The following is a 21,661-nucleotide window of genomic DNA, read 5'->3' as shown; positions in this document are numbered from 1 at the left end:
ATCTCCGCTTCTACGGACGGGGTGGGCGAACGGGGTTAAGGCGTTGCGAAGTTTTTTTCATGACGCCGAGGTGACGCGGGCGCGTTGCTGTCGCGCAGGCATCTGTCGGCGCCGAACCGGTCACCCAAGAGACGGTGCGCGGCGGCCCGGCTTTCTAGAGTGGGCCTCACTTTCCACATTCATCTTGAGAGGACACCCCCCATGCTCGACACGATCCAGGCCATCAACCGTTCGGCCGCCTTCAACCGCTGGGCCGGCTTCGACGTCACACAGGCCGCCGACGGGCAGGCCGAACTGCGCATGAAGTGGCGCGAGGAAGACATGGGCCAGTACGCCGGCTTCCTGCACGCGGGGATGATCGCCGCGCTGCTCGACACCGTGAGTGGCTTCGCGGCCGCCACCGTGGCGGGCCGCGTGCTGGCTTCGCATTTCTCCATCAACTGCATCTCGCCCGCCATCGGCGAGGCCTTCGTGGCGCGCGGGCGCGTGGTGAAGGCGGGGCGCAAGCAGGTGTTCGTCGGGGCCGAGCTGTTCGCGCAGCCTGAAGGCCAGGGCGAAGACAAGCTCAAGCTCGTGGCGACGGCGAACGCCATCCTGGTGCCGGTGGACGAGGCGTCGACGACGCCGAAGCCGAAGCAGGCGGCGTAAGCACCACCGCAGGCTCGGCCTCGGGCTTGCGCTTCAGCCCGAAGAGCGGGCGCAGCCAGCCGATGCGGCGGATCAGCCCGTCGGTCAGCAGCCAGCAGCCGGCAATGGTCACGGCGACCAGTGCCACGGGCTCCCACACCGGGCCCAGCGCGAGCGGTGCCAGCAGCGCCACCCCGGCGACGATCAGCGTCTGGTGCAGCATGTACCAGGGGTAGACCGACTCGTTGGCCCAGCGCAGCCACGGCCAGGGGCGGTTCAGGTGGCGATGGCCATGGCCCAGGATCGTGGCGACCGCGAGCCACAGGTAGGCGGTGCGCAGCACGTCCATCAGCAGCCATTGGGGCGAAACAAGGGCCCCGACGCGCAGCGCGATGAGCGCGCCGATCGCCGCCACCGCCAGCAGCAGCGACACGCGACGCAGCCGTTCAAGCTCGCGCCAGACGCCCGTGTCCACGCCCATCCAGTAGCCGTAGAGGAAGACGGTGAAGTAGATGCTGTGCAGGTGGAAGTCCCACACCAGGTTGTGCGTGGCCGGAAAGTGCCGCGCCAGCAGCACCGTCCACGCCAGCAGCGGCAGCGCGGGCAGCACCAGCAGCTGCCAGCCACGCAGTCCGTTGAAGCGCCGCCGCACCCATTGGCCGGCCGCCGAGCGCCACAGCGGCAGCGTCAGCGCGACCAGCGCCGTGTAGACGAACAGGTAGGGCAGGTACCAGAGGTGGTTCCAGGTGATGCCGAACTCCGCCCCCGCGAACGCGCCCTTGGGCCAGGGCGCGCCCATCGACAGGTAGCGCAGCAGGAAGGTGCCGAAGCCCGGCGCCACCAGCCCGCGCGCCACGCCCTCGGCGTAGGCCTGGTAGGGCACGACCACCGCCATGCCGAAGGCCAGCGGCAGCATCAGCCGCAGCCCCCGGCTGCGCAACAGGCCCCAGGTGCCCTGGCCCCGGCTCAGGAGGCCAAGCGACACGCCCGAGATCAGGAAGACCAGGTCCATGCGCCACAGGTTCAGCACCCGCATCGGCCACGGCAGCCACTCGGCCGTGTGCGGGCTCTTCAGGTGCCAGGGCCAGTCGGCCACGTAGTACATGCCCACGTGGTAGAGGATGACGAGCAGGAAGGCGAGGGCGCGCAGGGCGTCGATGTCATGGCGGCGTGGGTCGGTCAGGTGGGTGGTTGCGGTGGTCATTGCAGGCGCCTCGAAGCGAAGAAGCCGCGATGCTCGGGCCCGCGGCCCCGGCGGGGGTCGGTGAGGGGACGGATCGCTCCCGCTTTGTGACGAGCGGTGCCCCGCAGGGACGAAATGGGCCGACCCCAGGGGGCCGTTTTCGCGAGAATTCCCCGCATGCGAGACCCGCGCAAGAACCTGTACGAACGCTACGAGCCGATCCGGCGGTACGTGGAGGTGGGTTTCTGGATCGTGGTCATGGCGGTGCAGGCCGTGTTCAACACCTCGGTGGCGCTGGTCGATGCAGGGCGGCGCGCCGTGCCGCACGCCACCTGGGAGATTCTGGTGTGGGAGGGTTCCAGCCACCTCGTGCTGCTGGCGCTGGTGCCGGGCATCGTGGCGGTCGAGCGCTGGCTGTCGCCGCTGCCGCGCAGGCATCTGCTGCGCTACCTGGCGGGGCATGCGGTGGCCAGCGTGGTGTTCAGCGTGGTGCACGTGGTGGCCATGTTCGCGCTGCGCGCGCTGGCCTACGCGGCGGTCGGCGAGCGCTACGACTTCGCGGACTGGCGCGGCCAGTGGGGCTACGAATACCTGAAGGACGTGCGCGCGTACGTGTCGATGGTCTTCGGCATCTGGGCCTACCGGCTGTTCATGCTGCGGCTGCAGGGGGAGGCGCGGGTGCTCGACGCGCCGGAGGACGCAGGGGCGGCCCAGGCTGCGATGCCACCGGTGGCCGCCGAGGCGCCCGCCGACGCTGCCGTGCCTCCCGCGCCCGCTGTCGAAGCGCCGCCGGCGCCACCACCCGTGGTGGCCCGCCCCGAACGTTTTCTCGTGCGCAAGCTGCGCCGCGAATTCCTCATCGCCGCCACCGACATCGACTGGCTGCAGGCCGAGGGCAACTACGTCGGCCTGCACGTCAACGGCCACGACTACCTGCTGCGCGCCACGCTCACCGACTTCCTGACCCAGCTCGACCCCGCCACCTTCGTGCGCGTGCACCGCAGCCACGCGGTGAACCTGGGCCGCATCAAGGAGATCGAGCCGCTGGACGGCGGCGACGCCCGGCTGCACATGCGCGACGGCACGACCGTGCCCTGCAGCCGGCGGTATCGCGACGCGCTGCGCGGCGGCGCGGGCTGAGGGTTTCGGCGCGTTCCGATCCGGTGCGCGTCCCGCGAAATCGGCCCATTCCTGGGTCGTTTCGCACCATTCAAGAGCCTGCAGGCACCATTTTTGCTTTCTTGCGCCGGCGCCCCGAGCCGTTCGGGTGCGACGCACCAAATCAAACCAAAAACCTGCAAGAAGCTCTCATGGACGCACTCAAACAGGGCGCTGACGCGCTGTTCATCCTTCTCGGCGCCATCATGGTCCTGGCCATGCATGCCGGCTTTGCCTTTCTCGAACTGGGCACCGTGCGCAAGAAGAACCAGGTCAATGCGCTGGTCAAGATCCTGGTCGACTTCTCGGTGTCGACCATCGTGTACTTCCTGGTGGGCTACGGCGTGGCCTACGGCACGCATTTCTTCGTCAGTGCCACCGAACTGTCGGCAAGGAGCGGCTACGAGCTGGTGAAGTTCTTCTTCCTGCTGACCTTCGCGGCGGCCATTCCGGCCATCATCTCGGGCGGCATCGCCGAGCGCGCCAAGTTCTGGCCGCAGCTGATCGCCACCGCGGTGATCGTCGGTTTTGTCTACCCGCTGTACGAGGGCATCGCCTGGAACAAGGCCTTCGGCATCCAGGGCTGGATCGCCTCGGTCACCGGCCACGAGTTCCATGACTTCGCCGGCTCGGTCGTCGTGCACGCCGTGGGCGGCTGGCTCGCACTGCCGGCCGTGCTGCTGCTGGGCGCGCGCCGCAACCGCTACCGCGGCGATGGCTCGCTCAGCGCGCACCCGCCGTCGAACATCCCGTTCCTGGCGCTGGGCGCGTGGGTGCTGTGCGTGGGCTGGTTCGGCTTCAACGTGATGAGCGCGCAGAGCATCGACAAGATATCGGGCCTGGTCGCCGTCAACTCGCTGATGGCGATGGTCGGCGGTACGCTGGTGGCGCTGGCCATGGGCAAGAACGACCCCGGCTTCGTCTACAACGGCCCGCTCGCCGGCCTCGTGGCCGTGTGCGCTGGCTCCGACCTCATGCACCCGCTGGGCGCGCTCGTGGCGGGCGGCGTGGCCGGCGCCATCTTCGTCTTCATGTTCACCCGCACCCAGAACAAATGGAAGATCGACGACGTGCTCGGCGTGTGGCCGCTGCACGGCCTGTGCGGCACCTGGGGCGGCATCGCGGCCGGCATCTTCGGCACCCAGGCGCTGGGCGGCATCGGCGGCGTGAACCTGTGGGCGCAGCTCATCGGCACCTTGCTTGGCGTGGTCTGGGCGCTGATCGGCGGTGCCGTGGTGTACGGCGTGCTCAAGGCGACGATGGGGCTGCGGCTGTCGCAGGAGGAGGAATACGACGGGGCGGACCTGTCGATCCACCACATTTCGGCGACGCCGGAGCGGGAGGTGAATTGGTAGTCGTCAGTCTTCGCTGAAGCGCATGGCGATCAAATACGCTTCATTTTTGAAGCGTATGGGCACGGCATGGCCGCCCGAAGCACAAATGCGCGGCCTGTAGCAAACTCGTCTGGCCGCTCATTCCATTCCAGCATCCCCCATGACCCAATCGCCCCCCGCCCTCGAAGTCCTCCCCCGCGACCTGTCCGCCTACCGCGAGGGCAACGTCGGCATCGACTACGTGCACCGCTTCGAATCCGGCAAGCCCGGCCCGCACGTGCTGATCAACGCGCTGACGCACGGCAACGAGATCTGCGGCATGACCGCCGCCACGCACCTGCTCGACACCGGCGTGCGCCCGAAGATCGGCACGCTCACCGTCAGCTTTGCCAACGTGGCGGCCTACGAGTCCTTCAACGAGGCGCTGCCGTTCGACAGCCGCCAGCTGGTGCACAACCTCAACCGCGTGTGGTCGCCCGAATGGCTCGACGGCAGCGAGGACAGCCCCGAGCTGCGCCGCGCCCGCGAACTGCGCCCGGTGGTGAGCGCGGCCGACCACATCCTCGACATCCATTCCACGAGCCAGCCCGTGATCCCGTTCTGGGTGTACCCGGCCTTCGACCGCAACGCCGAGGCCGCCATGGCCATCGGCCGCCCGTCGGTGCACCTGGTGATGCCCGACGGCCTGGGCTCGGGCACGCCGCTGATCCAGCACGGCCAGCATGGCCGGGCCGACGGCAAGGGCGTGGCGCTGGTGGCCGAGTGCGGCCAGCATTTCCTGCGCTCGGCCTCCGAGCTGGCCACCGCCATCTCGCTCGACTTCCTGGCGCACTTCGGCCTCATCGACAAGGACCCGGCCGTGCCCGCGCCCGGCGAGCAGCGCCGCTTCGAGCTGCTCCAGACGCACGTGATCAAGTCGGAAGACTTCGCCTTCGTGCGCCCGCTGATCGGCTTCGAGACCTTTGCCAAGGGCGAACTGATCGCCACCAACGGCCCGGACGAAATCCGCGCGCCGTGCGACGACTGCACGATCTTCATGCCCGCGCAGCGCACGATCGTCGGGCGCGAGGCGGTGTACCTGACCAGACCGCTCTGAGGCCGGCGCCCTTCAGTTCAGCAGATCAGCAGGTGCCGCGGTTTGTCCGCGGTGCTGTAGTCGGCATGCCAGTAGTGCGGGTCGTCGCAGAGGCTGAACGCGGCCTGCTTGCCGGCGTGCCGGGCCGTGAAGTGCCGTTGCAGCGTGACGTGCACCGAGCCCTCGTCGGGCCAGTCGATGCCGACATCGACGACGCGGTTGCCCGCGGCGACCTCGGCGGCGACGATCCGCTGCAGGGCGGGGTGCAAGAGGGTGTTGAGGCGGGCGAGGGCTTCGCGGCGTTCGGTGGGTGCGAACGAGGGGGCGAGGCAGGCTTCGGCGAACATCGCTGGACGGGTCATGGCTCGCTTCCCGGCTAGACCGTTGCGGATGCCTTCGATTTCGGGATCGTCCGGCCTCGGCACTTCGGATAGTTGGCGCAGCCCCAGAAGCTGCCATCGTTCTTGGACGATGTCTTTTCGATCATCTTGGTGCCGCAACTCGCACAGGTCGGCCGCCAGTACTCGCCTTCGTAGGCCACGGCGAGCAGTGCCGCTTGTTGTTCCGGCGTGCGCTGGCCGATCAGCTTGAGCAGGGCCGCGCCGTCTTGGGCGTGGATGCCGTTCGCCTTCGCAAACGCCGCCGCTTCCGCCGAGAAGGTCGAGCTCGTCACGTAGGTGCCGCTCTTCAATTGGTGCGAAGCCATCACGCCGAAGAACTCGCGCATTTCCTTCACGCCCACGGCTTTGCCTTGCCAATGCTTGCATTGGACGACGCGTGGGACGTCACTGTGCCTGGACTGGAGCCAGATATCGACGCCGCCGTCCGCGCCGTGCGATTGGCTGCGCGTGGTGAACCCGGCTTGTGCGTAGAGCGCTTCGCACAAGGCCTCGAAGCGACGCCATTCGATGGCCTGGAGTACGGCGGGGCTCCACTGCGACTCCTGCCCCGCATGGGGTGTTGTCGAAGGCGAGGGTGACAGCGTGGGCTCGCGACGCTCGGTTGTCGAGGTGGGCGCGGGGCGTGCGGGAGTGCGAGCTGCTGCGGGCTCGATCTCCACGCGAGCGGCTTGACGTCGGACGACGTAGTGCAAGCCCAGCAGCACGGCCCCGATCGCCAGTGCGACCCAACCGGCAGGTCGGAGCGCCGGCCCCAGCGTGCCCACGATCGGCCCTTTCAGGAAGGCGGGGGCGACCACCAGCAGCAGGATGCCGACGAAGATCGCCATCCAGGCCTTGCCGGCCAGTTCCTGTCGCGCCCGCTCGCGTCGGCGCTCGGCTCGTGTCTGTTTTGCCATCGGTCGCTCGCCTCGCTCCTCGAAAGATCTCTTTATAAGCCGGGGGCGGGCGCCCGGGTCTTCACCGTGCGACCGCGTTGCTCTGTGCATCTCGCAGCGCGTTGTCCGCGGCTTGCCGCGCCTGCGAGCTGCCGGACTCGGGGGCACGCGCTTCTTCCGGTGTTTCGGGCGGCTTGTTGATCTCCTTGACCAAGCCGGCCAGGTGTGAGTCGTCGTCCCCTGCGCACTGCGCGGGTGGTCGCTTCAAACGGGCACCGTCGAAGTGCCAGCCGGCGGTGCCGCCCGTGGCGGCCTTTGTGCGTAGCCAGAGTTGTTCCCAGCGCGGGAATGCCGCCGGGTCGTCGCGCCAGTACAAGGCCTGCAGCATCTGGGACAGGGCCACTTGCGTTTCGCGTTGGGACGGCTGTGTCGAAACGAGGATCTCGGCCACCTCGAAAAGTCGCGGCGTCGAGATGAAGTAGCGCTGCCCCATGCGGGTGCGCTGCGTGTCCGGCCCTTCGGGCATCAGATATCCCGAGCCGCCGCTCCCGCTGTCGGCGCCCAGGACGCAGAGCGCTTCGGCCGGCGTGAAGTGCCGCAGGTCACCGAGCGCCGACGCCGTGGCCTTCCGGTCGCCGCGCGCCACGGTCTGGCTGAACGCCCGGAATTCCTTGTACGAAGCGTCCCGATCCGCCCGACGTGCGGCGTCGGCGATGCTGAAGGCAACGATCACCAGCACGACGCCTCCAGCGAGCCCCGCAACGCTCGCACCGAGGGTCCGGGTCGCGCCGCCTGCGGCCAAGACCGCCACGAGGACGACCAGCACGGCCGCCCCGATCGCATAGGGCAGGAGGTACGCGAACCACAGCGGCAACAGGCTCAGGCCGATGAGACACAGGCCCGTGAGCACGGGGACAACGGCGAGCCAGATGAGAAAGGACTTGGTTCGGGTCGTCATGCGCCGAGATTCCCGAGGGCGGTGAGGGCTTGTTCCTGCGCGCGACTCAACCCGCAACGAACAACGCCGGGTCCACCATCGTCCGGTTCAGCATCACCCCCCAATGCAGGTGCGGCCCGGTCACCCGCCCCGTCGCTCCCACCGCGGCCAGCTGGTCGCCGACCTTGAGCACGTCGCCCACTTTCACATCCCAGCGGCTCAGGTGGCAGTACATCGTCAGCAGACCGCCGCCGTGGTCGACCCAGACGGTGCCGCCGTTGAAGAAGTAGTCGCCGGTGTCGATCACCTTGCCGGCCAGCGGCGCGCGCACGGGCGTGCCGGTGCCGGCCGCGATGTCCATGCCGCTGTGCGGATTGCGCGACTGGCCGTTGAACACGCGGCGCAGGCCGAACGAGCTGGAACGGCGGCCCGGCACGGGCACGCGCATCTGCAGCGCGGTGTCAGGGCGCAGGTCGGTGAGGGTGGCCATCACGCTGGTCAGGTGATCGCGTTCCTTGACGTAGCGGGCCTCGTCCTCGGGCGACAGGTCGACCGTGCGCGGCGCCACCGTCAGGCGCTGTTCGCGGTACTGCTTCGCAGCCACGGTGTAGGCGATCTGGCGTTCGGGCTTGCCCTCGGCGCGCACGCTGATGCTGGCTTCGCCGGGTGCGGTGGCGAGCGGAATGCCGACCAGCGCGGTCCATTCGATCGGATCGCCGAGCACCAGCACTGGCACATCACCAGCGAAGGCCTTGGGACGCGTGGCCGCGGGGCCGAGCGACAGGCGGGCGACGCCGCCGGGCACCAGCAAGGCGCGTGGCCAGACATCGGGCGCCTGCGGCTTGTTGTTGTTCTTCTTGGCCGGGGCCGCGGCGCCGGCGGGCAGCGCCAGCAGGCCGAGGGCGCCGAGCACGGCGCTGCGGCGGTTCAATGCGGCAGCAGGGAGATCGGAGAGAGGAAGGTTCATGTGCATGGACAGGATTCGAATGAAGAGTTAGTGGTGCGGCGGCTCAGCCGCCGCTCTGTTCCCGCCAGGTTCCGGGCGCGAGCCCGTCGAGCGTGTAGGGCCCGATGGCGGCGCGGATGAGGCGCAGCGTCGGCAGCCCCACGGCCGCCGTCATGCGCCGCACCTGGCGGTTGCGGCCTTCGCTGATCGCCAGCTCCAGCCACGCGGTGGGAATGAGCTTGCGCTCGCGGATGGGGGGCTCGCGGTGCCACACGTCGGGCGGTGGATCGAGCCGGCGCGCCCGTGCGGGGCGCGTGGGGCCGTCATTGAGCTGCACGCCGTTGCGCAGCGCCGCCAGCGCTTCGTCGGTCGGCACGCCCTCGACCTGCACCCAGTAGGTCTTCTCCATCTTGAAGCGCGGATCGGCGATGCGCGCCTGGAGCTTGCCGTCGTCGGTGAGCAGCAGCAGGCCTTCGCTGTCGGCATCGAGGCGGCCGGCGACGTAGACACCGGGCAGGTCGATGAAGTCCTTCAGCCCGCGCCAGCGGCCCTCGGGCGTGAACTGGCTCAGGACGCCGTAGGGTTTGTTGAAGCGGATGAGGCGGGAGTCGGTTGGCAGATTCATGGGCGGGTGGCATCGCGTGGCGCATCGGCCAGCTGCGGCAGATAGTCTCGCACCAGTTCTTCCACGGTGTCCGCTTGCAAGCTGTCGCGTCCAGACTTGAGTGGATCGCGATCGGGTCGCTGGGCCAGCCACCGCTTGAAGCGCACGAAGGCGAGTGGATACACGGTGTTCATGCGCGCCATGTGTCCGGTGGTGCCGACCACGACGGCCGAGAAGCGCGGGGCGCTCACCAACTGTTCTGCGTTGTGGGCTTGCACGGCCCAGAAGTCATCTTCAGCGTCGCTGAGCTGCGCCGGGTGGGGGTCTTGCTCTTGCGCTTCGCGACGCAGGATGTCGACCTCGAAGCCCTTGCTGTTGACCGCCGTGTAGCGTTGATCGGCGATCAAGGCGAAGGTCTTGTCGACCTTGCGCAGCAATGCCAACATGGACGAATCGAGCCGCTTGAGCTGCGTTGCCAAGCGAAAACGCTTGCGCGTGTCCCAGAGCAGGTCGACATCGCGCGTGGCCACGGCGGCACTCTGCAGGCGCACGCCCGCTGCTGCTTCGTAGGCGTAGAGCGCGTGCGTGCCCACCACGGTGAAGTGCTCCGCGATGTCCGCGCGCTGGAGCATGTCGAGGATGTCGATGACGATGGTCGGCACGCGGCCGACGAACAGCGCCCGGTTCATGCGCTGATGGCGGGCGAGTGCCTCGCCGAGATCCTTGACGCGTCCCTCGGCTTCTTCCTTTCTGTGGATGAAGCTTGCGTGGATGGCCTCGGTCTCGGGGCTCCGTGCCCCGAGGCTTTTTTGTGCGTTGCGGGTGCTGGTGCGCACGAGGTATTCGACGCCGTTCACCGTCTTCCAGTACATGCCACCGCGCACGCCCGCGGCTTGCACTTCCGCCGCTTCGAGGGCCTCGAACGTGGCTCTGGCATCAATGTACTGGCGCCGGGCGTCGTCGCCGATGTCCTGGAAGTCCATGACTTTCCGTATAAAAACAAAGAGTCTTAATTTATACGGAAAATTATTTCAAATCAATAACTTATGTAAACCTGCGAAGCATGAAAAAAGCCGGAGCCACAACGGCCCCGGCTTCGCAGGAGAACGCGACCAGTGGGCTTACTTGGCCCAGCTGTCTCGCATCCCCGCCGCGCGGTTGAACACCACCTGTCCGCCGGCGGCGGCGCCCTTCGTGTCGCGCACGAAGTAGCCATGCCGCTCGAACTGGATGCCCACGCCCGGCTCGGCCTTCGCCAGCGACGGCTCGACGAAGGCCGTGCACACCTCGAGGCTGTGCTTGTTCAGCTCGTCCAGCAGCTCGCCGCTGCCGGGATTGGCTTCGGCGAACAGGCGCTCGTACAGCCGCACCTCGGCCTGCACGGCATCGGCTGCGGCGACCCAGGTGATGTTGCCCTTGACCTTGATCGCGTCCGCGCCGGGCGTGCCGCTCTTGGTGTCGGGCACCAGCGTGGCCTGCACTTCGAGGAGCTTGCCGTCGGCGTCGCGCGTGGCGCCGGTGCATTCGATGACGTGGCCGTACTTGAGGCGCACCTTGTTACCGGGGAAGAGGCGGAAGAAGCCCTTGGGCTGCACGTCTTCGTAGTCGGTGCGCTCGATCCAGACCTCGCGGCCGAGCTTGAATTCGCGCTTGCCCATCTCGGGGTGGTGCGGGTGCACGGGCGCGGAGCAGTCGTCGAGCACATCGTCGCCGCCCATCAGCTCACCCCAGTTGGTGATGACGAGCTTCACCGGGTCGAGCACGGCCATGGCGCGCGGCGCGATGGGGTCGAGGGTGTCGCGCAGCGCGGCCTCCAGGCTGGCGTACTCGATCCAGCCGCCCGACTTGGTGGTGCCGCTGCGTTCGCAGAACAGCTGCAGCGCGGCGGGCGTGTAGCCGCGGCGGCGCAGGCCGGCGATGGTGGGCATGCGCGGGTCGTCCCAGCCGTCGACGTGCTTTTCTTCGACGAGCTGGCGCAGCTTGCGCTTGCTGGTCATCACGTGGGTCACGTTCAGGCGCGCGAACTCGTACTGGCGCGGGTGCGGGCTGGCGACGAGGCCGCCTTCGGCGAGGCGGTCGAGCAGCCAGTCGTAGAAGGGGCGCTGGTCTTCGAATTCGAGCGTGCAGATGGAGTGGGTGATCTGCTCCAGCGCGTCTTCGATCGGGTGCGCGTAGGTGTACATCGGGTAGATGCACCACTTGTCGCCCGTGTTGTGGTGGGTGGCCCGGCGGATGCGGTACAGCGCGGGGTCGCGCATGTTGATGTTGGGGCTCGCCATGTCGATCTTGGCGCGCAGGATGGCGGCGCCATCGGCGAGCTTGCCGTCGCGCATCTCGCGAAAGCGCGCCAGGTTTTCGTCGGGTGTGCGGCTGCGAAAGCGGCTGTCGGTGCCGGGCGTGTTGAAGTCGCCACGGTTGGCGCGCATTTCATCAGGCGTCTGCTCGTCGACATAGGCCAGGCCGGCGCCGATCAGGTACTCGGCGGCTTCGTACATGAAGTCGAAGTAGTTGCTGGCGAAGTACTCGTGTTCCTGCAGCGTGCCGGGCGCGCTGGGGCGGTCGGCCAGGTAGGTTTCGTAGCCGAGCCACTTCACGGCGTCGCGGATGGAATCGACGTACTCCTGCTCTTCCTTCTCGGGGTTGGTGTCGTCGAAGCGCAGGTGGCACACGCCGCCGTATTCCTTGGCCAGCTGGAAATTCAGCCAGATGCTCTTGGCGTGGCCGATGTGCAGGTAGCCGTTGGGCTCGGGCGGAAAGCGCATGCGGACCTTGGCGGGGTCGGGCATGCCTTGGGCGTGGTGGGCGGCGTCGCCCGGGGAACCGCCCCAGGTGCGGCCTGCGTAGGCACCCTGTGCGAGGTCGTTCTCGATCACATGGCGCAGGAAATTGCTCGGTGCAGCGGTCGTTTTGGTGCCGCTTTTGTCGGTCGGGGAGGTCATCGCGTCATTCTAGAGGGGGGCCTGCAGGGGTTACTTTTGGCAACGCTCTTCACAATGCAGCGTCCACGCGGTTTGCATTTGGGGCGTTCAATACACACATGGGCCCACAACGCCCCCTCAACAAGGAGTTCCACATCATGAGCGTCACACGTTCTACCTTCTTCAAATGGGCCGCCGCCGGTGCGGTGGCCTTCGGTGCGCTGTTTGCCGCCACCTCGGCCAGCGCGCGCAGCGACGTGAGCTGGTCGATCGGCGTCGGCGTGCCCGGCGTGGCCGTCGGCGTGGGCGCACCCGCCTACTACCCGGCCCCGGTCTATGCACCGCCGGCCCCGGTGTATTACGCGCCGCCGCCCCCGGTCTACTACCGTCCGCCGCCGCCGGTGTATTACCGCCCGGCCCCGGTGTACTACGCACCGCCGCCGCCGGTCTATTACGGCCCGCGCTACTACGGTCGCGGCTACTACCGCGGTCACGGCCATGGGCACGGCCACTGGCGCTGATTTACAACGCCATTCGTGACTGAATGAAAAAAGCCGGCCCCGAAAAGGCCGGCTTTTTTGCTGGGCGCTCGATCCGCAGATTTCACATGGCGCGAAACAGGTGGGCGTAGAGCCGGCTGACCGGGATCTTCTCGGCCCGCCCGCGCAGCGCCAGGTGCAGCTTGCCGGCCTCGTCGCGGTGCACCGCCTCGATGGCCGCGCTGCGCACCACCACCGCCCGGTGCACCTGCCAGAAGGTGTCGGCATCGAGCTGGGGCAGCAGCTGCTTCAGGGGCGTGCGGATCAGGTATTCCTGCGTGGCGGTGAGCACGCGCAGGTATTTGTCGGCGGCCTCGAAATACAGCACCTCGTCGATCGGCACCATGCGCACGGTGGCGCCGCCGGCATCGCTCGCGGCAATCATGCGCAGCGGCGCTGCTGACGGCGACGATGCCGACGAAGCACCGCCGGCGGCGCCCAGCACCTGGCGCCACTGGGCGAGCGTGCGCTCCAGCGCCTCGTCAGGCGGGACGGGTGGCGTCATCGACGGCGCCGCCGCCGCCAGCGCCTGCCGCAGCCGCGCCACGGTCTTGCGCAGGCGTTCGGGCTGCACGGGCTTGAGCACGTAGTCGATGGCCTCGGCCTCGAAGGCGCGCGCGGCGTACTCGTCGTAGGCGGTCACGAACACCAGCTGCGGCATCGGCGCTTCGTCGGTGGGCCAGCTGTCGGCCAGCTCGGCGGCGGCGCCCAGGCCGTCGAGGCCGGGCATGCGGATGTCGAAGAACAGCACCTGCGGCAGCAGCCGCAGCGCCTCGCGCACGGCGCTGCGGCCGTCGCGGGCGGTGGCGACCACGCGCAGCTCGGGCCAGGCGGCGGCCAGTTCGGCCTGCAGGGCCTGGGCCAGCAGGGGTTCGTCTTCGGCGATGAGGGCGGTGAGGGGCATCGTCTTCTTGTCGTCGTGGGGCCTGTTCAGGCGGGCAGGGGAAGGTTCAGGGTGACGCGCGTCCCGCCGCCCGTCGGCGCGGGGGCCAGGCTCAGGCGGCCTTGCTCACCGTACACGGTGGCCAGCCGCTCGCGCACCTGTTCGAGCCCGAAGCCGCCACCTTCCGAGGGCTGCTGCGTCGCATCGAGTCCGACGCCGGTGTCGCTCACCTCGATGACCAACTGACCAGCCTCACGGCGCGCACGCACGGCGATCTCGCCGCCTTCGACCTGGGGCTCGAGCCCGTGGCGGATGCTGTTCTCGACCAGCGGCTGCAGCAGCAGCGGCGGCACCGGCGTGTCGCGCAGGTCGTCGGGCAGGTCGAGCGTGTAGCGCAGGCGCTCGCCCATGCGCACCGACATCAGTTCGAGGTAGTCGCCCAGCCGGTCGAACTCGGCCGACAGCGGATGCGACAGCGCGCGCGAGCCGCTGAGCGTCATGCGCAAATAACTGTTGAGCCGGTCGAGCATGGCCACGGCGCGCGGCGGATCGACGGTGATCAGCACGCGCAGGTTGGCCAGCGTGTTGAAGAGCATGTGCGGCTCGAGCTGGGTTTCGAGCAGCTTGAGGCGCGCCTCGGTGGCATTGCGCTGGGCCAGTTCGATCTGGCTCTGCATGTACTTGCTCTTGCCGAGGCTGTAGAAGAGGAAGCAGATGCCGGCCCCCGCGATGATGGTGATGGTGACGCCCGTGGCCAGCTTGTGGCCCCGCAGGTCGAGAAAGTCGAAGGCGGGCGCGCCGCTCCAGGCGTCGCCGATGAGGTTGCCGGTGAGGAAGCCGAAGGTCACGCCCACCACGACCAGCAGCGGGCCCCACGGCCATTTCGGCCAGAGGGCGTCGCGGTGTCCGGTGATGAGGAGCCGACCGCCATCGATGAACAGCCAGCTCGCGGTGCCGATCGCCAGCGAATAGACCATGTGGGCGGCCCAGCTGCCGCCGCCGGCGATGGTCAGTGCGCTGGCGATCATGCAGTTGAAGACCGCGGTGATCAGTCCATGCCGCAGCATGGACTGGAGGTTGGTGGTGCTGAACCGGGCACTGAGCCCGGCGGCAAGGGGCGACAGCGACAGGCCCAGGCTCACCGGCGGTCCTCGCCGCCCAGCGCGCGGCGTTCGCGTTCCAGCAGCCGGTCGTACAGGCCGCCGCCGGGCGCGATGAGCCAGACCACGGCGCCGTGGATCAGCAGGCCCAGGCCCCAGCCCATGAGCGGGTACACGGCCCAGTTGTGGCCGCGCGAGGCGGCCAGCCCCACCAGCCCGACGTTGACGACCACGTAGACGAAGGCATGGATGAACCAGCCCATCTTGGCGCCGGCGCGGCGGCGGGCGCGCCGCTCGATGTCGGCGGACGAAGAAGAAGAGGAGGAAGAGGACATGGGGGTCATGACAGCTCCTTGAGAGAGACAGGTGAAAGGGGAACGAAGTCGCTGGCAGCCGATGCCGGCATCGACGGTGAAGGTGGCAGTGCCGCGCGCTGGCGCAACTCCTCGGTGGTTTCGCCCGGCCCGTCCGCCCGCCAGCCCGGCGGCTTCACGAGGTAGCCGACGAAGGCGCGCAGCGAACGCGCCGAGCGCAGGTCGCGCCACAGGTCGCGCCATTGGCTGAACTCGATCTCGAACAGGTTGTACGAGGTGATCGGCTTCACCAGTCCGTAACGGCAGGGCAGGTCGGCGCGCTCGGGGATGTAGGTGCCGAACAGGCGGTCGAACACGATCAGCACGCCGCCGTAGTTGCCGTCCAGGTACTCCAGGTTCGAAGCGTGGTGCACGCGGTGGGCCGAGGGCGTGTTGAGCACCCATTCGAGCGGGCCGAGCTTCGGAATCCAGGTCGCGTGAATCCAGAACTGGTAGAGCAGGTTCAGCGTGAGCATCAGCAAAATGATCCGCGGCGGCATGCCCAGAAGCGGCGCCAGCAGGAAGAAAGCCAGCGTGCCGGTGAGCCGGCCGGTCCAGCCGAAGCGGTAGGCGGCCGACAGGTTCAGCTGGTTCGGCGAGTGGTGCACGGCGTGGGTGCACCAGAACCAGCGCACGCGGTGCGCGGCGCGGTGGTACCAGTAGTAGCAGAACTCCTGGCCGACGAAGCAGGCGAGCCAGCCGGTCCAGTGGTCCATCGGCAGCGTGAAGAGCCGGTGGGCGTAGAGCCAGTCCATGGCGCCGACCCAGAAGGCCAGCGGCAGCAGCCAGCGCAGCGGGTATTCGCGCACCAGGAAGTCGAACACCGAGATGCCCGCCGCCTTCCAGTCGTAGCTGCGCCAGCCGTTGCGCCACGACAGCACCAGCGCTTCGGCCAGCGAGGCAAGCAGCACCACCGAGATGGAAATCTTGAGGATCAACACGAGCACGGTCATGGCGGTTCCTGGCGGCGAAGGGCGGTCGGGGGTGCCGGAATCTTAGGCCGCGCGGGCGCCGCTGACCATCGCACCCGACGCGGCGGCCAGCCGCCACAGCCGTGCGGCGCGGGCCGCGAAGACGCCGCTGAAGGCGCCGTACAGCGCCGGCACGCCCAGGGCGAAGGCCACGTGGTGGCGCAGTTCGGGGTGCATGGCCAGCGACACGCCCACCACGTACTTGGTGAGGAAGATGCCCATCATGAGCATCAGCGGCACGGCGGTGCCGGCCACCTCGAACTGGCGCGCCGCGGCGTCGTAGCGCGTGGTCGGCGGCAGCGGACGGCGCAGCACCAGCACCATGAGCAGCAGCGCGGCCACGGCCCAACCGATCAGGGCGCCGGCCGACTCGCCGGACACCGACACCACGCCCCAGAACGACAGGCCGGCCATGGCGACCGGCATCACCAGCACGCGGTTCAGGCCGATGCGGTTGGCCACCAGCTGCCGGCCACCGAGCCAGGCCAGCAGGACGAACACGGCGAACACCCACTTCGGGGTGTGAAGAAGGATTTGCATCAGCATGAGAGGCTCCGTTCGGTTGGAAGAAGACAAAGGGGGCAGGGAATCGATGGAGCGGACTGTGCCGATGCCGCCTGGCCCCCGCCACGGCCATGCGACGAAATGCGGGTGGGCGGCGTGAAGTGCCGGTCGCCGGCGCGAATGGCGGGCGCGGCGATGGCGGGGTGCCACGCAAACGGGAGCTTTACCGTCGCTTTACGGCACGGAAAACTGCGGGAGTGATATTTCGCGCTGTACTCTAGGCCGCCTCCCTTCAGGCCGCCTTTTCGCACCCCTTCGCACGCACCGCCCATGGATTCCCAAACGCCCCCCGAACCCCTGCCACCCGTCGTGTCGCCGACCCATCCTCCGGCGCGCCGGCGCCGCTGGGTCGGGAGCCTGATGGCCCTGCTGCTGCTCGTGGCGCTCGGGGGCGGTGCCTGGTACCTGATCCAGCGTTCCAAATCACCGGCGCCCGGCGCGGGCGGACCGGGCCAGGGCGCGGGCCGCCCCGGCGGCGGTGGTCCGGGCGGGCGTGCGGGTGGCGGCGGCCCGGCCTCCAGCACCGTCGGCACCGCCGTCGCGCGGCAGGCCGACATTCCGGTGCAGCTCGAAGCGCTGGGCACGGTCACGCCGCTGGCCAACGTGACCGTGCAGCCGCAGGTGTCGGGCGTGCTCACGGCCGTGCTGTTCAAGGAGGGCCAGATGGTCAAGAAGGGCGACGTGCTCGCCACCATCGACCCGCAGCCCTTCGAGAACGCGCTGGCGCAGGCCGCCGGTGCCCGCCAGCGCGACGAGGCCCAACTGGCCGCGGCGCGCGTCACGCTGCAGCGCTACCAGACGCTGCTCGGGCAGGACTCCATCGCCCGCCAGGACGTCGACACCCAGGCCGCATTGGTCAAGCAGCTTGAAGGCACCGTGGCCATCGACCGCGCCAACGAAAACACCGCCAAGCTCAACCTGGCCTGGAGCCGCATCACGGCGCCGGTGAGCGGGCGCATCGGCCTGCGGCCGGTGGACGCGGGCAACTACATCTCGACCGGCAGCACGGGCGGCGTGGCCACCATCACGCAGATCGCGCCCATCGACGTCGAGTTCGCCATTCCGCAAGACCGCGTGCCCGAGGTGCAGGAGCGGCTGGGCCAGGGCGCCACGCTCGCCACCACCGCCTTCGACCGCACGCGCACGCGCCGGCTGGCCGACGGCAGCTTCTCCACGCTCGACAACATGGTCGACACGCAGACCGGCACCGTGAAGGCCAAGGCGCGCTTCACCAACGCCGACGGCGCACTGTTCCCGAACCAGTTCGTCAACCTGCGGCTGCTGCTGCGCACCGTGAGCAGCGCGGTGGTGGTGCCGGTCACCGCGCTGCGCCACGGCCCGAACGGCGACTACGTGTACGTGGTGACGGCGGAGAACACGGCCTCGCAGCGGCCGGTGACGCGCGGCGAATCGAGCGTCGATTTCGCCTCGATCACCAAGGGCCTGCAGCCCGGCGAAACCGTGGTGACCGAAGGCGGCGACCGCCTGAAGGACGGCGCGCGCGTGCAGACCACGGTCGACCGGCCGGCCGGTGCGGCCTCCGGGGCGGCAGCGCCAGGCGGACGGCGCGGAGGACGTCGGCAGGAAGGCGCCGGCGGCGCCGGTGGCGCGCAAGGCGGCGGAGCCCGTCCGGCCGAAGCGGCGGCGCCGGCTTCGCCATCGCAGGCACCGGCCGCACCCGCCGCCGGAACGGCTGCGCCAGCTGCAGCGCCAGCGGCAGCAACGCCTACACCTGCAGCAGCCCCTGCACCTGCAGCCACACCCGCCAAGCTCCCCACCGCCGAACAGCGCCAGCGCATGCTCGATGCGGCCAAGGACGATCCCGAACAGCTCGAACGCCGCAAGCGTTTCCTCGAAGCCCTCGACCGCGGCGAGCCGGCCGCACTGGAGCGCTGGCAGCGCATGGCCGAGCGCGGCGGCGCCGGTGGCGGCGGCGGCGAACGCGGTGGTGAGGGACGGCGCAGTCCATGAGCCCCTCGCGCCCGTTCATCCTGCGGCCGGTCGCCACCTCGCTGCTGATGCTGGCCATCGTGCTGGCCGGCCTGGTGGCGTTCCGCTTTTTGCCGCTGGCGGCGCTGCCGCAGGTCGACTACCCGACCATCCAGGTCCAGACGCTCTACCCCGGGGCCAGCCCCGAGGTCATGAGCAACACCGTCACCGCGCCGCTGGAGCGCCAGTTCGGCCAGATGTCGGGCCTGGACCGCATGAGCTCGACCAGCGCGGCGGGCGTGTCGATCATCACGCTGCAGTTCTCGCTGGGCCAGACGCTCGACGTCGCCGAGCAGGAAGTGCAGGCCGCCATCAACGCCGGCGGCTCGCTGCTGCCGGCCGACCTGCCCGCGCCGCCGGTGTATGCCAAGGTCAACCCGGCTGACGCGCCGGTGCTCACGCTGGCCATCACCTCCGACACGCTGCCGCTCACCGAGGTGCAGAACCTCGTGAACACCCGGCTCGCGCAGAAGATCAGCCAGGTCTCGGGCGTGGGCCTCGTGTCGCTCAGCGGCGGGCAGCGCCCGGCCGTGCGCATCCAGGCCAACACGCAGGCGCTGGCGGCCAACGGCATCGGGCTGGATTCGCTGCGCACCGCGATCAGCGCGGCGAACTCCAACGGCGCCAAGGGCAGCTTCGACGGCCCCAAGCGCGCCTACACCATCAACTCGAACGACCAGCTGCTCACGGTCGACGACTACAAGAACCTCATCGTCAGCTACAAGAACGGCGCGCCGATCCGCATGGTCGACGTGGCGCGCGTGGTCAACAGCGCCGAGAACGCGCAGCTCGGTGCCTGGTCCGGGCGCAAGGTCGATGGGCAGGTACAGCTCACGCCCGCCATCATCCTGAACGTGCAGCGCCAGCCCGGCGCCAACGTGATCGCCACCGTCAACGCCATCAAGAAGCAGCTGCCCGAGCTGCAGGCCGGCCTGCCCGCGGGCCTGCAGATCGAGGTGCTGAGCGACCGCACCGCCGGCATCCGCTCGTCGGTGCAGCACGTCGAGATGGAACTGGTGCTGGCCGTGGTGCTCGTGGTGCTGGTGATCTTCGCCTTCCTGGGCAGCCTGCGCGCCACCGTCATCGCCAGCATTGCCGTGCCGATCTCGCTGATCGGCAGCTTCGGCCTGATGTACCTGCTGGGCTACAGCCTGAACAACCTGAGCCTGATGGCGCTGACCATCGCCACCGGCTTCGTGGTGGACGACGCGATCGTCATGATCGAGAACATCGCGCGCTACATCGAGGAGGGCGAGAAGCCATTGCAGGCGGCGTTCAAGGGCGCGGCGCAGATCGGCTTCACGATCATCTCGCTGACCGTGTCGCTCATCGCCGTGCTGATCCCGCTGCTGTTCATGGGCGACGTGGTGGGCCGTCTGTTCCGCGAGTTCGCGGTGACGCTGGCGATCACCATCCTGATCTCGGGCGTGGTCTCGCTCACGCTGGTGCCGATGATGTCGGCGCGCTGGCTCAAGCACGAGCCGAAGAAAGACGCATCGGGCACCGGCTTCGGCGCGCGCGCCCAGCGTTTCTTCGACGGCGTGATGGTGCGCTACGACCGCTCGCTGCACTGGGTGATCGCGCACCAGCCGCTCACGCTGCTGGTGGCGTTGCTCACCATGGTGCTGACCGTGGTGCTGTACCTCACCATTCCCAAGGGCTTGTTCCCCACGCAGGACACCGGCCAGCTGCAGGCCCGCGTGCAGGCCGCGCAAGACGTGTCCTTCGACCGCATGGCGCAGCTGCAACAGCAGGCCGCGCGCGCCATTCTTGAAGACCATGACGTCGAGAACCTCAGTTCCTTCGTCGGCGTGGACGCGGCCAACAACACGATGCTGCACACCGGCAGCATGCTCATCAACCTGACCAAGAGCCACGACAACCAGCAGGAGGTGATGGAGCGCCTGCGCGATCGTGTGCGGCAGGTGGCCGGCCTCACGCTGTACCTGCAGCCCATGCAGGACCTGACCATCGACGCCGAGACCGGCCCGACCGAGTACCGCGTGTCGCTCGAAGGCGTGAACAGCGCGCTCGTCACCGAGTGGATGCAGAAGCTCGTGGCGAAGCTGCAGGAATCGGACAAGGTGCGCAACGTGAGCAGCGATGCCGGTGCGCAGGGGCTGGCGGCGTATGTGAACGTGAACCGCGACACGGCGTCGCGGCTGTCGATCACCGCGAGTTCGGTGGATGACGCGCTGTACAGCGCCTTCGGGCAGCGCATCGTGTCGACCATCTTCACCGAGACGAACCAGTACCGCGTGATCCTGGAAGCGCAGCCCGGCATGGTGAACACGCCGCAGACGCTGGGGCAGCTGAACCTCATTGCGGGGTCGGGCACGGCGACGCCGTTGTCGGCCTTTGCGGAGATCAGCGAGCGGCAGGCGCCGTTGCAGATCACGCACGTGGCGCAGTATCCGGCGAGTACGTTGAACTTCGATACGGCGCCGGGGGTGTCACTGGGTGGTTCGGTTGCCGCGATTCGTGCGGCTGCGAAAGAGATCGGGTTGCCTAGCAGTGTGACGATGACTTTTCTGGGGGCTTCTGGGGCTTATGAGAAGTCGTTGTCGAATCAGTTGTGGTTGATTCTGGCGGCGGTGGTTTGTGTGTACATCGTTCTTGGGGTGCTGTACGAGAGCTATGTGCATCCGTTGACGATCTTGTCTACGTTGCCTTCTGCTGGGGTTGGAGCTTTGTTGGCCTTGATGCTGACCGGCAATGACCTGGGGGTGATCGGGATCATCGGGATCATTCTGCTGATCGGCATCGTGAAGAAGAACGCGATCATGATGATCGACTTTGCTATCGATGCGGAGCGGACGCAGGGGAAGTCGGCGCGTGAGGCGATTCATCAGGCTGCGTTGTTGCGGTTTCGGCCGATCTTGATGACTACGTTGGCGGCTTTGTTTGCTGCTGTGCCCTTGATGTTCAGTTTTGGGGATGGGGCTGAATTGCGACGTCCTCTCGGGTTGGCGATCTTTGGGGGGTTGATCGTTAGTCAGTTGCTGACTTTGTTTACTACGCCGGTTATCTATTTGGCGTTTGATCGGTTGGGTGGGGGGAGTGGTCGTCGGTCTTCTTCGGAGCTTGAGGAGGAGACGGCTTGATCTGTTTGTTCTCCTGCTGTTCTTTTGTTTTCCGAGGCCGGGTCTCGCCCCGGCGGGCGACTCACTTTCTTTTGCTTCGCCAAAAGAAAGTAAGCAAAGA

At 68.2% G+C, this 21,661-nt stretch carries 20 protein-coding genes; 7 read left to right on the top strand and 13 right to left on the bottom strand.

Features of this window, described 5'->3' with window-relative positions:
• The first annotated feature begins 201 nt into the window (after positions 1–201).
• Entirely contained in the window at positions 202–648 is a 447-nt protein-coding gene (locus tag AC07OH_RS27330; protein ID WP_495302790.1) for a PaaI family thioesterase, read from the top strand.
• On the opposite strand, the gene AC07OH_RS27325 is transcribed toward AC07OH_RS27330, so the two are convergent.
• On the bottom strand, positions 566–1,831 hold the full coding sequence (locus AC07OH_RS27325; RefSeq protein WP_495302789.1) for an acyltransferase family protein: 1,266 nt from the start codon (positions 1,829–1,831) through the stop codon (positions 566–568). The genes AC07OH_RS27330 and AC07OH_RS27325 overlap by 83 nt on opposite strands.
• A gap of 156 nt (positions 1,832–1,987) precedes the next feature.
• Here AC07OH_RS27325 and AC07OH_RS27320 point away from each other — a divergent pair, with 156 nt between their 5' ends.
• The 3 genes from AC07OH_RS27320 to AC07OH_RS27310 all read left to right on the top strand — a co-directional run bounded on the left by AC07OH_RS27320 (position 1,988) and on the right by AC07OH_RS27310 (position 5,398).
• Positions 1,988–2,950 carry a LytTR family DNA-binding domain-containing protein gene (locus AC07OH_RS27320; RefSeq protein WP_495302788.1) on the top strand — a complete coding sequence of 321 codons (963 nt, stop codon included), beginning with the start codon at positions 1,988–1,990 and terminating at the stop codon, positions 2,948–2,950.
• A 170-nt stretch (positions 2,951–3,120) separates the two neighbouring features.
• A complete protein-coding gene (locus tag AC07OH_RS27315; protein ID WP_062476947.1) occupies positions 3,121–4,323 on the top strand; it encodes an ammonium transporter in 1,203 nt (400 codons plus the stop codon).
• Between the two features lie 139 nt (positions 4,324–4,462).
• On the top strand, positions 4,463–5,398 hold the full coding sequence (locus AC07OH_RS27310; RefSeq protein ID WP_095948925.1) for a M14 family metallopeptidase: 936 nt from the start codon (positions 4,463–4,465) through the stop codon (positions 5,396–5,398).
• Positions 5,399–5,415: 17 nt separating this feature from the next.
• Here the strand turns inward: AC07OH_RS27310 and AC07OH_RS27305 are convergent, their stop codons facing one another.
• The 7 genes from AC07OH_RS27305 to AC07OH_RS27275 form a co-directional block, all read right to left on the bottom strand.
• The gene (locus tag AC07OH_RS27305; RefSeq protein WP_495302787.1) at positions 5,416–5,739 is read right to left on the bottom strand and encodes a hypothetical protein; all 324 of its coding nucleotides are present in this window, start codon (positions 5,737–5,739) and stop codon (positions 5,416–5,418) included.
• A gap of 14 nt (positions 5,740–5,753) precedes the next feature.
• Entirely contained in the window at positions 5,754–6,674 is a 921-nt protein-coding gene (locus tag AC07OH_RS27300) for a restriction endonuclease (protein WP_495302786.1), read from the bottom strand.
• A 61-nt stretch (positions 6,675–6,735) separates the two neighbouring features.
• Positions 6,736–7,611 carry a hypothetical protein gene (locus AC07OH_RS27295; protein ID WP_495302785.1) on the bottom strand — a complete coding sequence of 292 codons (876 nt, stop codon included), beginning with the start codon at positions 7,609–7,611 and terminating at the stop codon, positions 6,736–6,738.
• A gap of 46 nt (positions 7,612–7,657) precedes the next feature.
• Positions 7,658–8,557, bottom strand: a complete 900-nt coding sequence (locus tag AC07OH_RS27290; RefSeq protein WP_495302784.1) for a peptidoglycan DD-metalloendopeptidase family protein — start codon at positions 8,555–8,557, stop codon at positions 7,658–7,660.
• A 43-nt stretch (positions 8,558–8,600) separates the two neighbouring features.
• Entirely contained in the window at positions 8,601–9,161 is a 561-nt protein-coding gene (locus AC07OH_RS27285) for a pseudouridine synthase (protein ID WP_495302783.1), read from the bottom strand.
• Positions 9,158–10,123 (bottom strand): GSU2403 family nucleotidyltransferase fold protein, encoded by a 966-nt coding sequence (locus AC07OH_RS27280; protein ID WP_495302782.1) that lies wholly within the window; start codon positions 10,121–10,123, stop codon positions 9,158–9,160. Before AC07OH_RS27280 ends, AC07OH_RS27285 begins: the two co-directional genes overlap by 4 nt.
• Positions 10,124–10,261: 138 nt before the next feature.
• Positions 10,262–12,079, bottom strand: a complete 1,818-nt coding sequence (locus tag AC07OH_RS27275; RefSeq protein WP_495302781.1) for a glutamine--tRNA ligase/YqeY domain fusion protein — start codon at positions 12,077–12,079, stop codon at positions 10,262–10,264.
• 137 nt (positions 12,080–12,216) lie between these two features.
• Between AC07OH_RS27275 and AC07OH_RS27270 the strand changes: the two genes are divergently transcribed.
• The gene (locus AC07OH_RS27270) at positions 12,217–12,579 is read left to right on the top strand and encodes a hypothetical protein (protein ID WP_492680433.1); all 363 of its coding nucleotides are present in this window, start codon (positions 12,217–12,219) and stop codon (positions 12,577–12,579) included.
• A gap of 82 nt (positions 12,580–12,661) precedes the next feature.
• Here AC07OH_RS27270 and AC07OH_RS27265 read toward each other — a convergent pair whose 3' ends face one another.
• From AC07OH_RS27265 to AC07OH_RS27245, 5 genes are all read right to left on the bottom strand, one after another.
• On the bottom strand, positions 12,662–13,501 hold the full coding sequence (locus AC07OH_RS27265; protein WP_495302780.1) for a LytR/AlgR family response regulator transcription factor: 840 nt from the start codon (positions 13,499–13,501) through the stop codon (positions 12,662–12,664).
• 26 nt (positions 13,502–13,527) lie between these two features.
• The gene (locus AC07OH_RS27260; RefSeq protein ID WP_495302914.1) at positions 13,528–14,547 is read right to left on the bottom strand and encodes a sensor histidine kinase; all 1,020 of its coding nucleotides are present in this window, start codon (positions 14,545–14,547) and stop codon (positions 13,528–13,530) included.
• A 71-nt stretch (positions 14,548–14,618) separates the two neighbouring features.
• Positions 14,619–14,924, bottom strand: a complete 306-nt coding sequence (locus tag AC07OH_RS27255) for a 2TM domain-containing protein (RefSeq protein ID WP_492680407.1) — start codon at positions 14,922–14,924, stop codon at positions 14,619–14,621.
• Positions 14,921–15,886 (bottom strand): sterol desaturase family protein, encoded by a 966-nt coding sequence (locus tag AC07OH_RS27250; protein ID WP_307696171.1) that lies wholly within the window; start codon positions 15,884–15,886, stop codon positions 14,921–14,923. The genes AC07OH_RS27255 and AC07OH_RS27250 overlap by 4 nt, the downstream gene beginning before the upstream one ends.
• A 42-nt stretch (positions 15,887–15,928) precedes the next feature.
• On the bottom strand, positions 15,929–16,450 hold the full coding sequence (locus tag AC07OH_RS27245) for a DUF6622 family protein (protein ID WP_495302779.1): 522 nt from the start codon (positions 16,448–16,450) through the stop codon (positions 15,929–15,931).
• A gap of 288 nt (positions 16,451–16,738) precedes the next feature.
• Here AC07OH_RS27245 and AC07OH_RS27240 point away from each other — a divergent pair, with 288 nt between their 5' ends.
• On the top strand, positions 16,739–18,439 hold the full coding sequence (locus tag AC07OH_RS27240; protein WP_495302778.1) for an efflux RND transporter periplasmic adaptor subunit: 1,701 nt from the start codon (positions 16,739–16,741) through the stop codon (positions 18,437–18,439).
• Positions 18,436–21,561 (top strand): efflux RND transporter permease subunit, encoded by a 3,126-nt coding sequence (locus tag AC07OH_RS27235; protein ID WP_495302777.1) that lies wholly within the window; start codon positions 18,436–18,438, stop codon positions 21,559–21,561. The genes AC07OH_RS27240 and AC07OH_RS27235 overlap by 4 nt, the downstream gene beginning before the upstream one ends.
• Positions 21,562–21,661 lie beyond the last annotated feature (100 nt).

Source organism: Variovorax sp. GW821-FHT10C12 (genome assembly GCF_059415405.1).
Note: the sequence above shows the minus strand (reverse complement) of the source record. Positions and strands in the feature narration are given on the sequence as shown.

What these genes read in the sequence shown, in the direction of transcription:
- AC07OH_RS27255 (WP_492680407.1), bottom strand. Translation starts at nt 14,924, where the DNA reads ATGACCCCCATGTCCTCTTCCTCCTCTTCTTCTTCGTCCGCCGACATC.
- AC07OH_RS27310 (WP_095948925.1), top strand. Translation starts at nt 4,463, where the DNA reads ATGACCCAATCGCCCCCCGCCCTCGAAGTCCTCCCCCGCGACCTGTCC.
- AC07OH_RS27300 (WP_495302786.1), bottom strand. Translation starts at nt 6,674, where the DNA reads ATGGCAAAACAGACACGAGCCGAGCGCCGACGCGAGCGGGCGCGACAG.
- AC07OH_RS27235 (WP_495302777.1), top strand. Translation starts at nt 18,436, where the DNA reads ATGAGCCCCTCGCGCCCGTTCATCCTGCGGCCGGTCGCCACCTCGCTG.
- AC07OH_RS27280 (WP_495302782.1), bottom strand. Translation starts at nt 10,123, where the DNA reads ATGGACTTCCAGGACATCGGCGACGACGCCCGGCGCCAGTACATTGAT.
- AC07OH_RS27285 (WP_495302783.1), bottom strand. Translation starts at nt 9,161, where the DNA reads ATGAATCTGCCAACCGACTCCCGCCTCATCCGCTTCAACAAACCCTAC.
- AC07OH_RS27320 (WP_495302788.1), top strand. Translation starts at nt 1,988, where the DNA reads ATGCGAGACCCGCGCAAGAACCTGTACGAACGCTACGAGCCGATCCGG.
- AC07OH_RS27270 (WP_492680433.1), top strand. Translation starts at nt 12,217, where the DNA reads ATGAGCGTCACACGTTCTACCTTCTTCAAATGGGCCGCCGCCGGTGCG.
- AC07OH_RS27245 (WP_495302779.1), bottom strand. Translation starts at nt 16,450, where the DNA reads ATGCTGATGCAAATCCTTCTTCACACCCCGAAGTGGGTGTTCGCCGTG.
- AC07OH_RS27330 (WP_495302790.1), top strand. Translation starts at nt 202, where the DNA reads ATGCTCGACACGATCCAGGCCATCAACCGTTCGGCCGCCTTCAACCGC.
- AC07OH_RS27295 (WP_495302785.1), bottom strand. Translation starts at nt 7,611, where the DNA reads ATGACGACCCGAACCAAGTCCTTTCTCATCTGGCTCGCCGTTGTCCCC.
- AC07OH_RS27265 (WP_495302780.1), bottom strand. Translation starts at nt 13,501, where the DNA reads ATGCCCCTCACCGCCCTCATCGCCGAAGACGAACCCCTGCTGGCCCAG.
- AC07OH_RS27275 (WP_495302781.1), bottom strand. Translation starts at nt 12,079, where the DNA reads ATGACCTCCCCGACCGACAAAAGCGGCACCAAAACGACCGCTGCACCG.
- AC07OH_RS27240 (WP_495302778.1), top strand. Translation starts at nt 16,739, where the DNA reads ATGGATTCCCAAACGCCCCCCGAACCCCTGCCACCCGTCGTGTCGCCG.
- AC07OH_RS27290 (WP_495302784.1), bottom strand. Translation starts at nt 8,557, where the DNA reads ATGAACCTTCCTCTCTCCGATCTCCCTGCTGCCGCATTGAACCGCCGC.
- AC07OH_RS27305 (WP_495302787.1), bottom strand. Translation starts at nt 5,739, where the DNA reads ATGACCCGTCCAGCGATGTTCGCCGAAGCCTGCCTCGCCCCCTCGTTC.
- AC07OH_RS27315 (WP_062476947.1), top strand. Translation starts at nt 3,121, where the DNA reads ATGGACGCACTCAAACAGGGCGCTGACGCGCTGTTCATCCTTCTCGGC.
- AC07OH_RS27250 (WP_307696171.1), bottom strand. Translation starts at nt 15,886, where the DNA reads ATGACCGTGCTCGTGTTGATCCTCAAGATTTCCATCTCGGTGGTGCTG.
- AC07OH_RS27260 (WP_495302914.1), bottom strand. Translation starts at nt 14,547, where the DNA reads ATGCTGCGGCATGGACTGATCACCGCGGTCTTCAACTGCATGATCGCC.
- AC07OH_RS27325 (WP_495302789.1), bottom strand. Translation starts at nt 1,831, where the DNA reads ATGACCACCGCAACCACCCACCTGACCGACCCACGCCGCCATGACATC.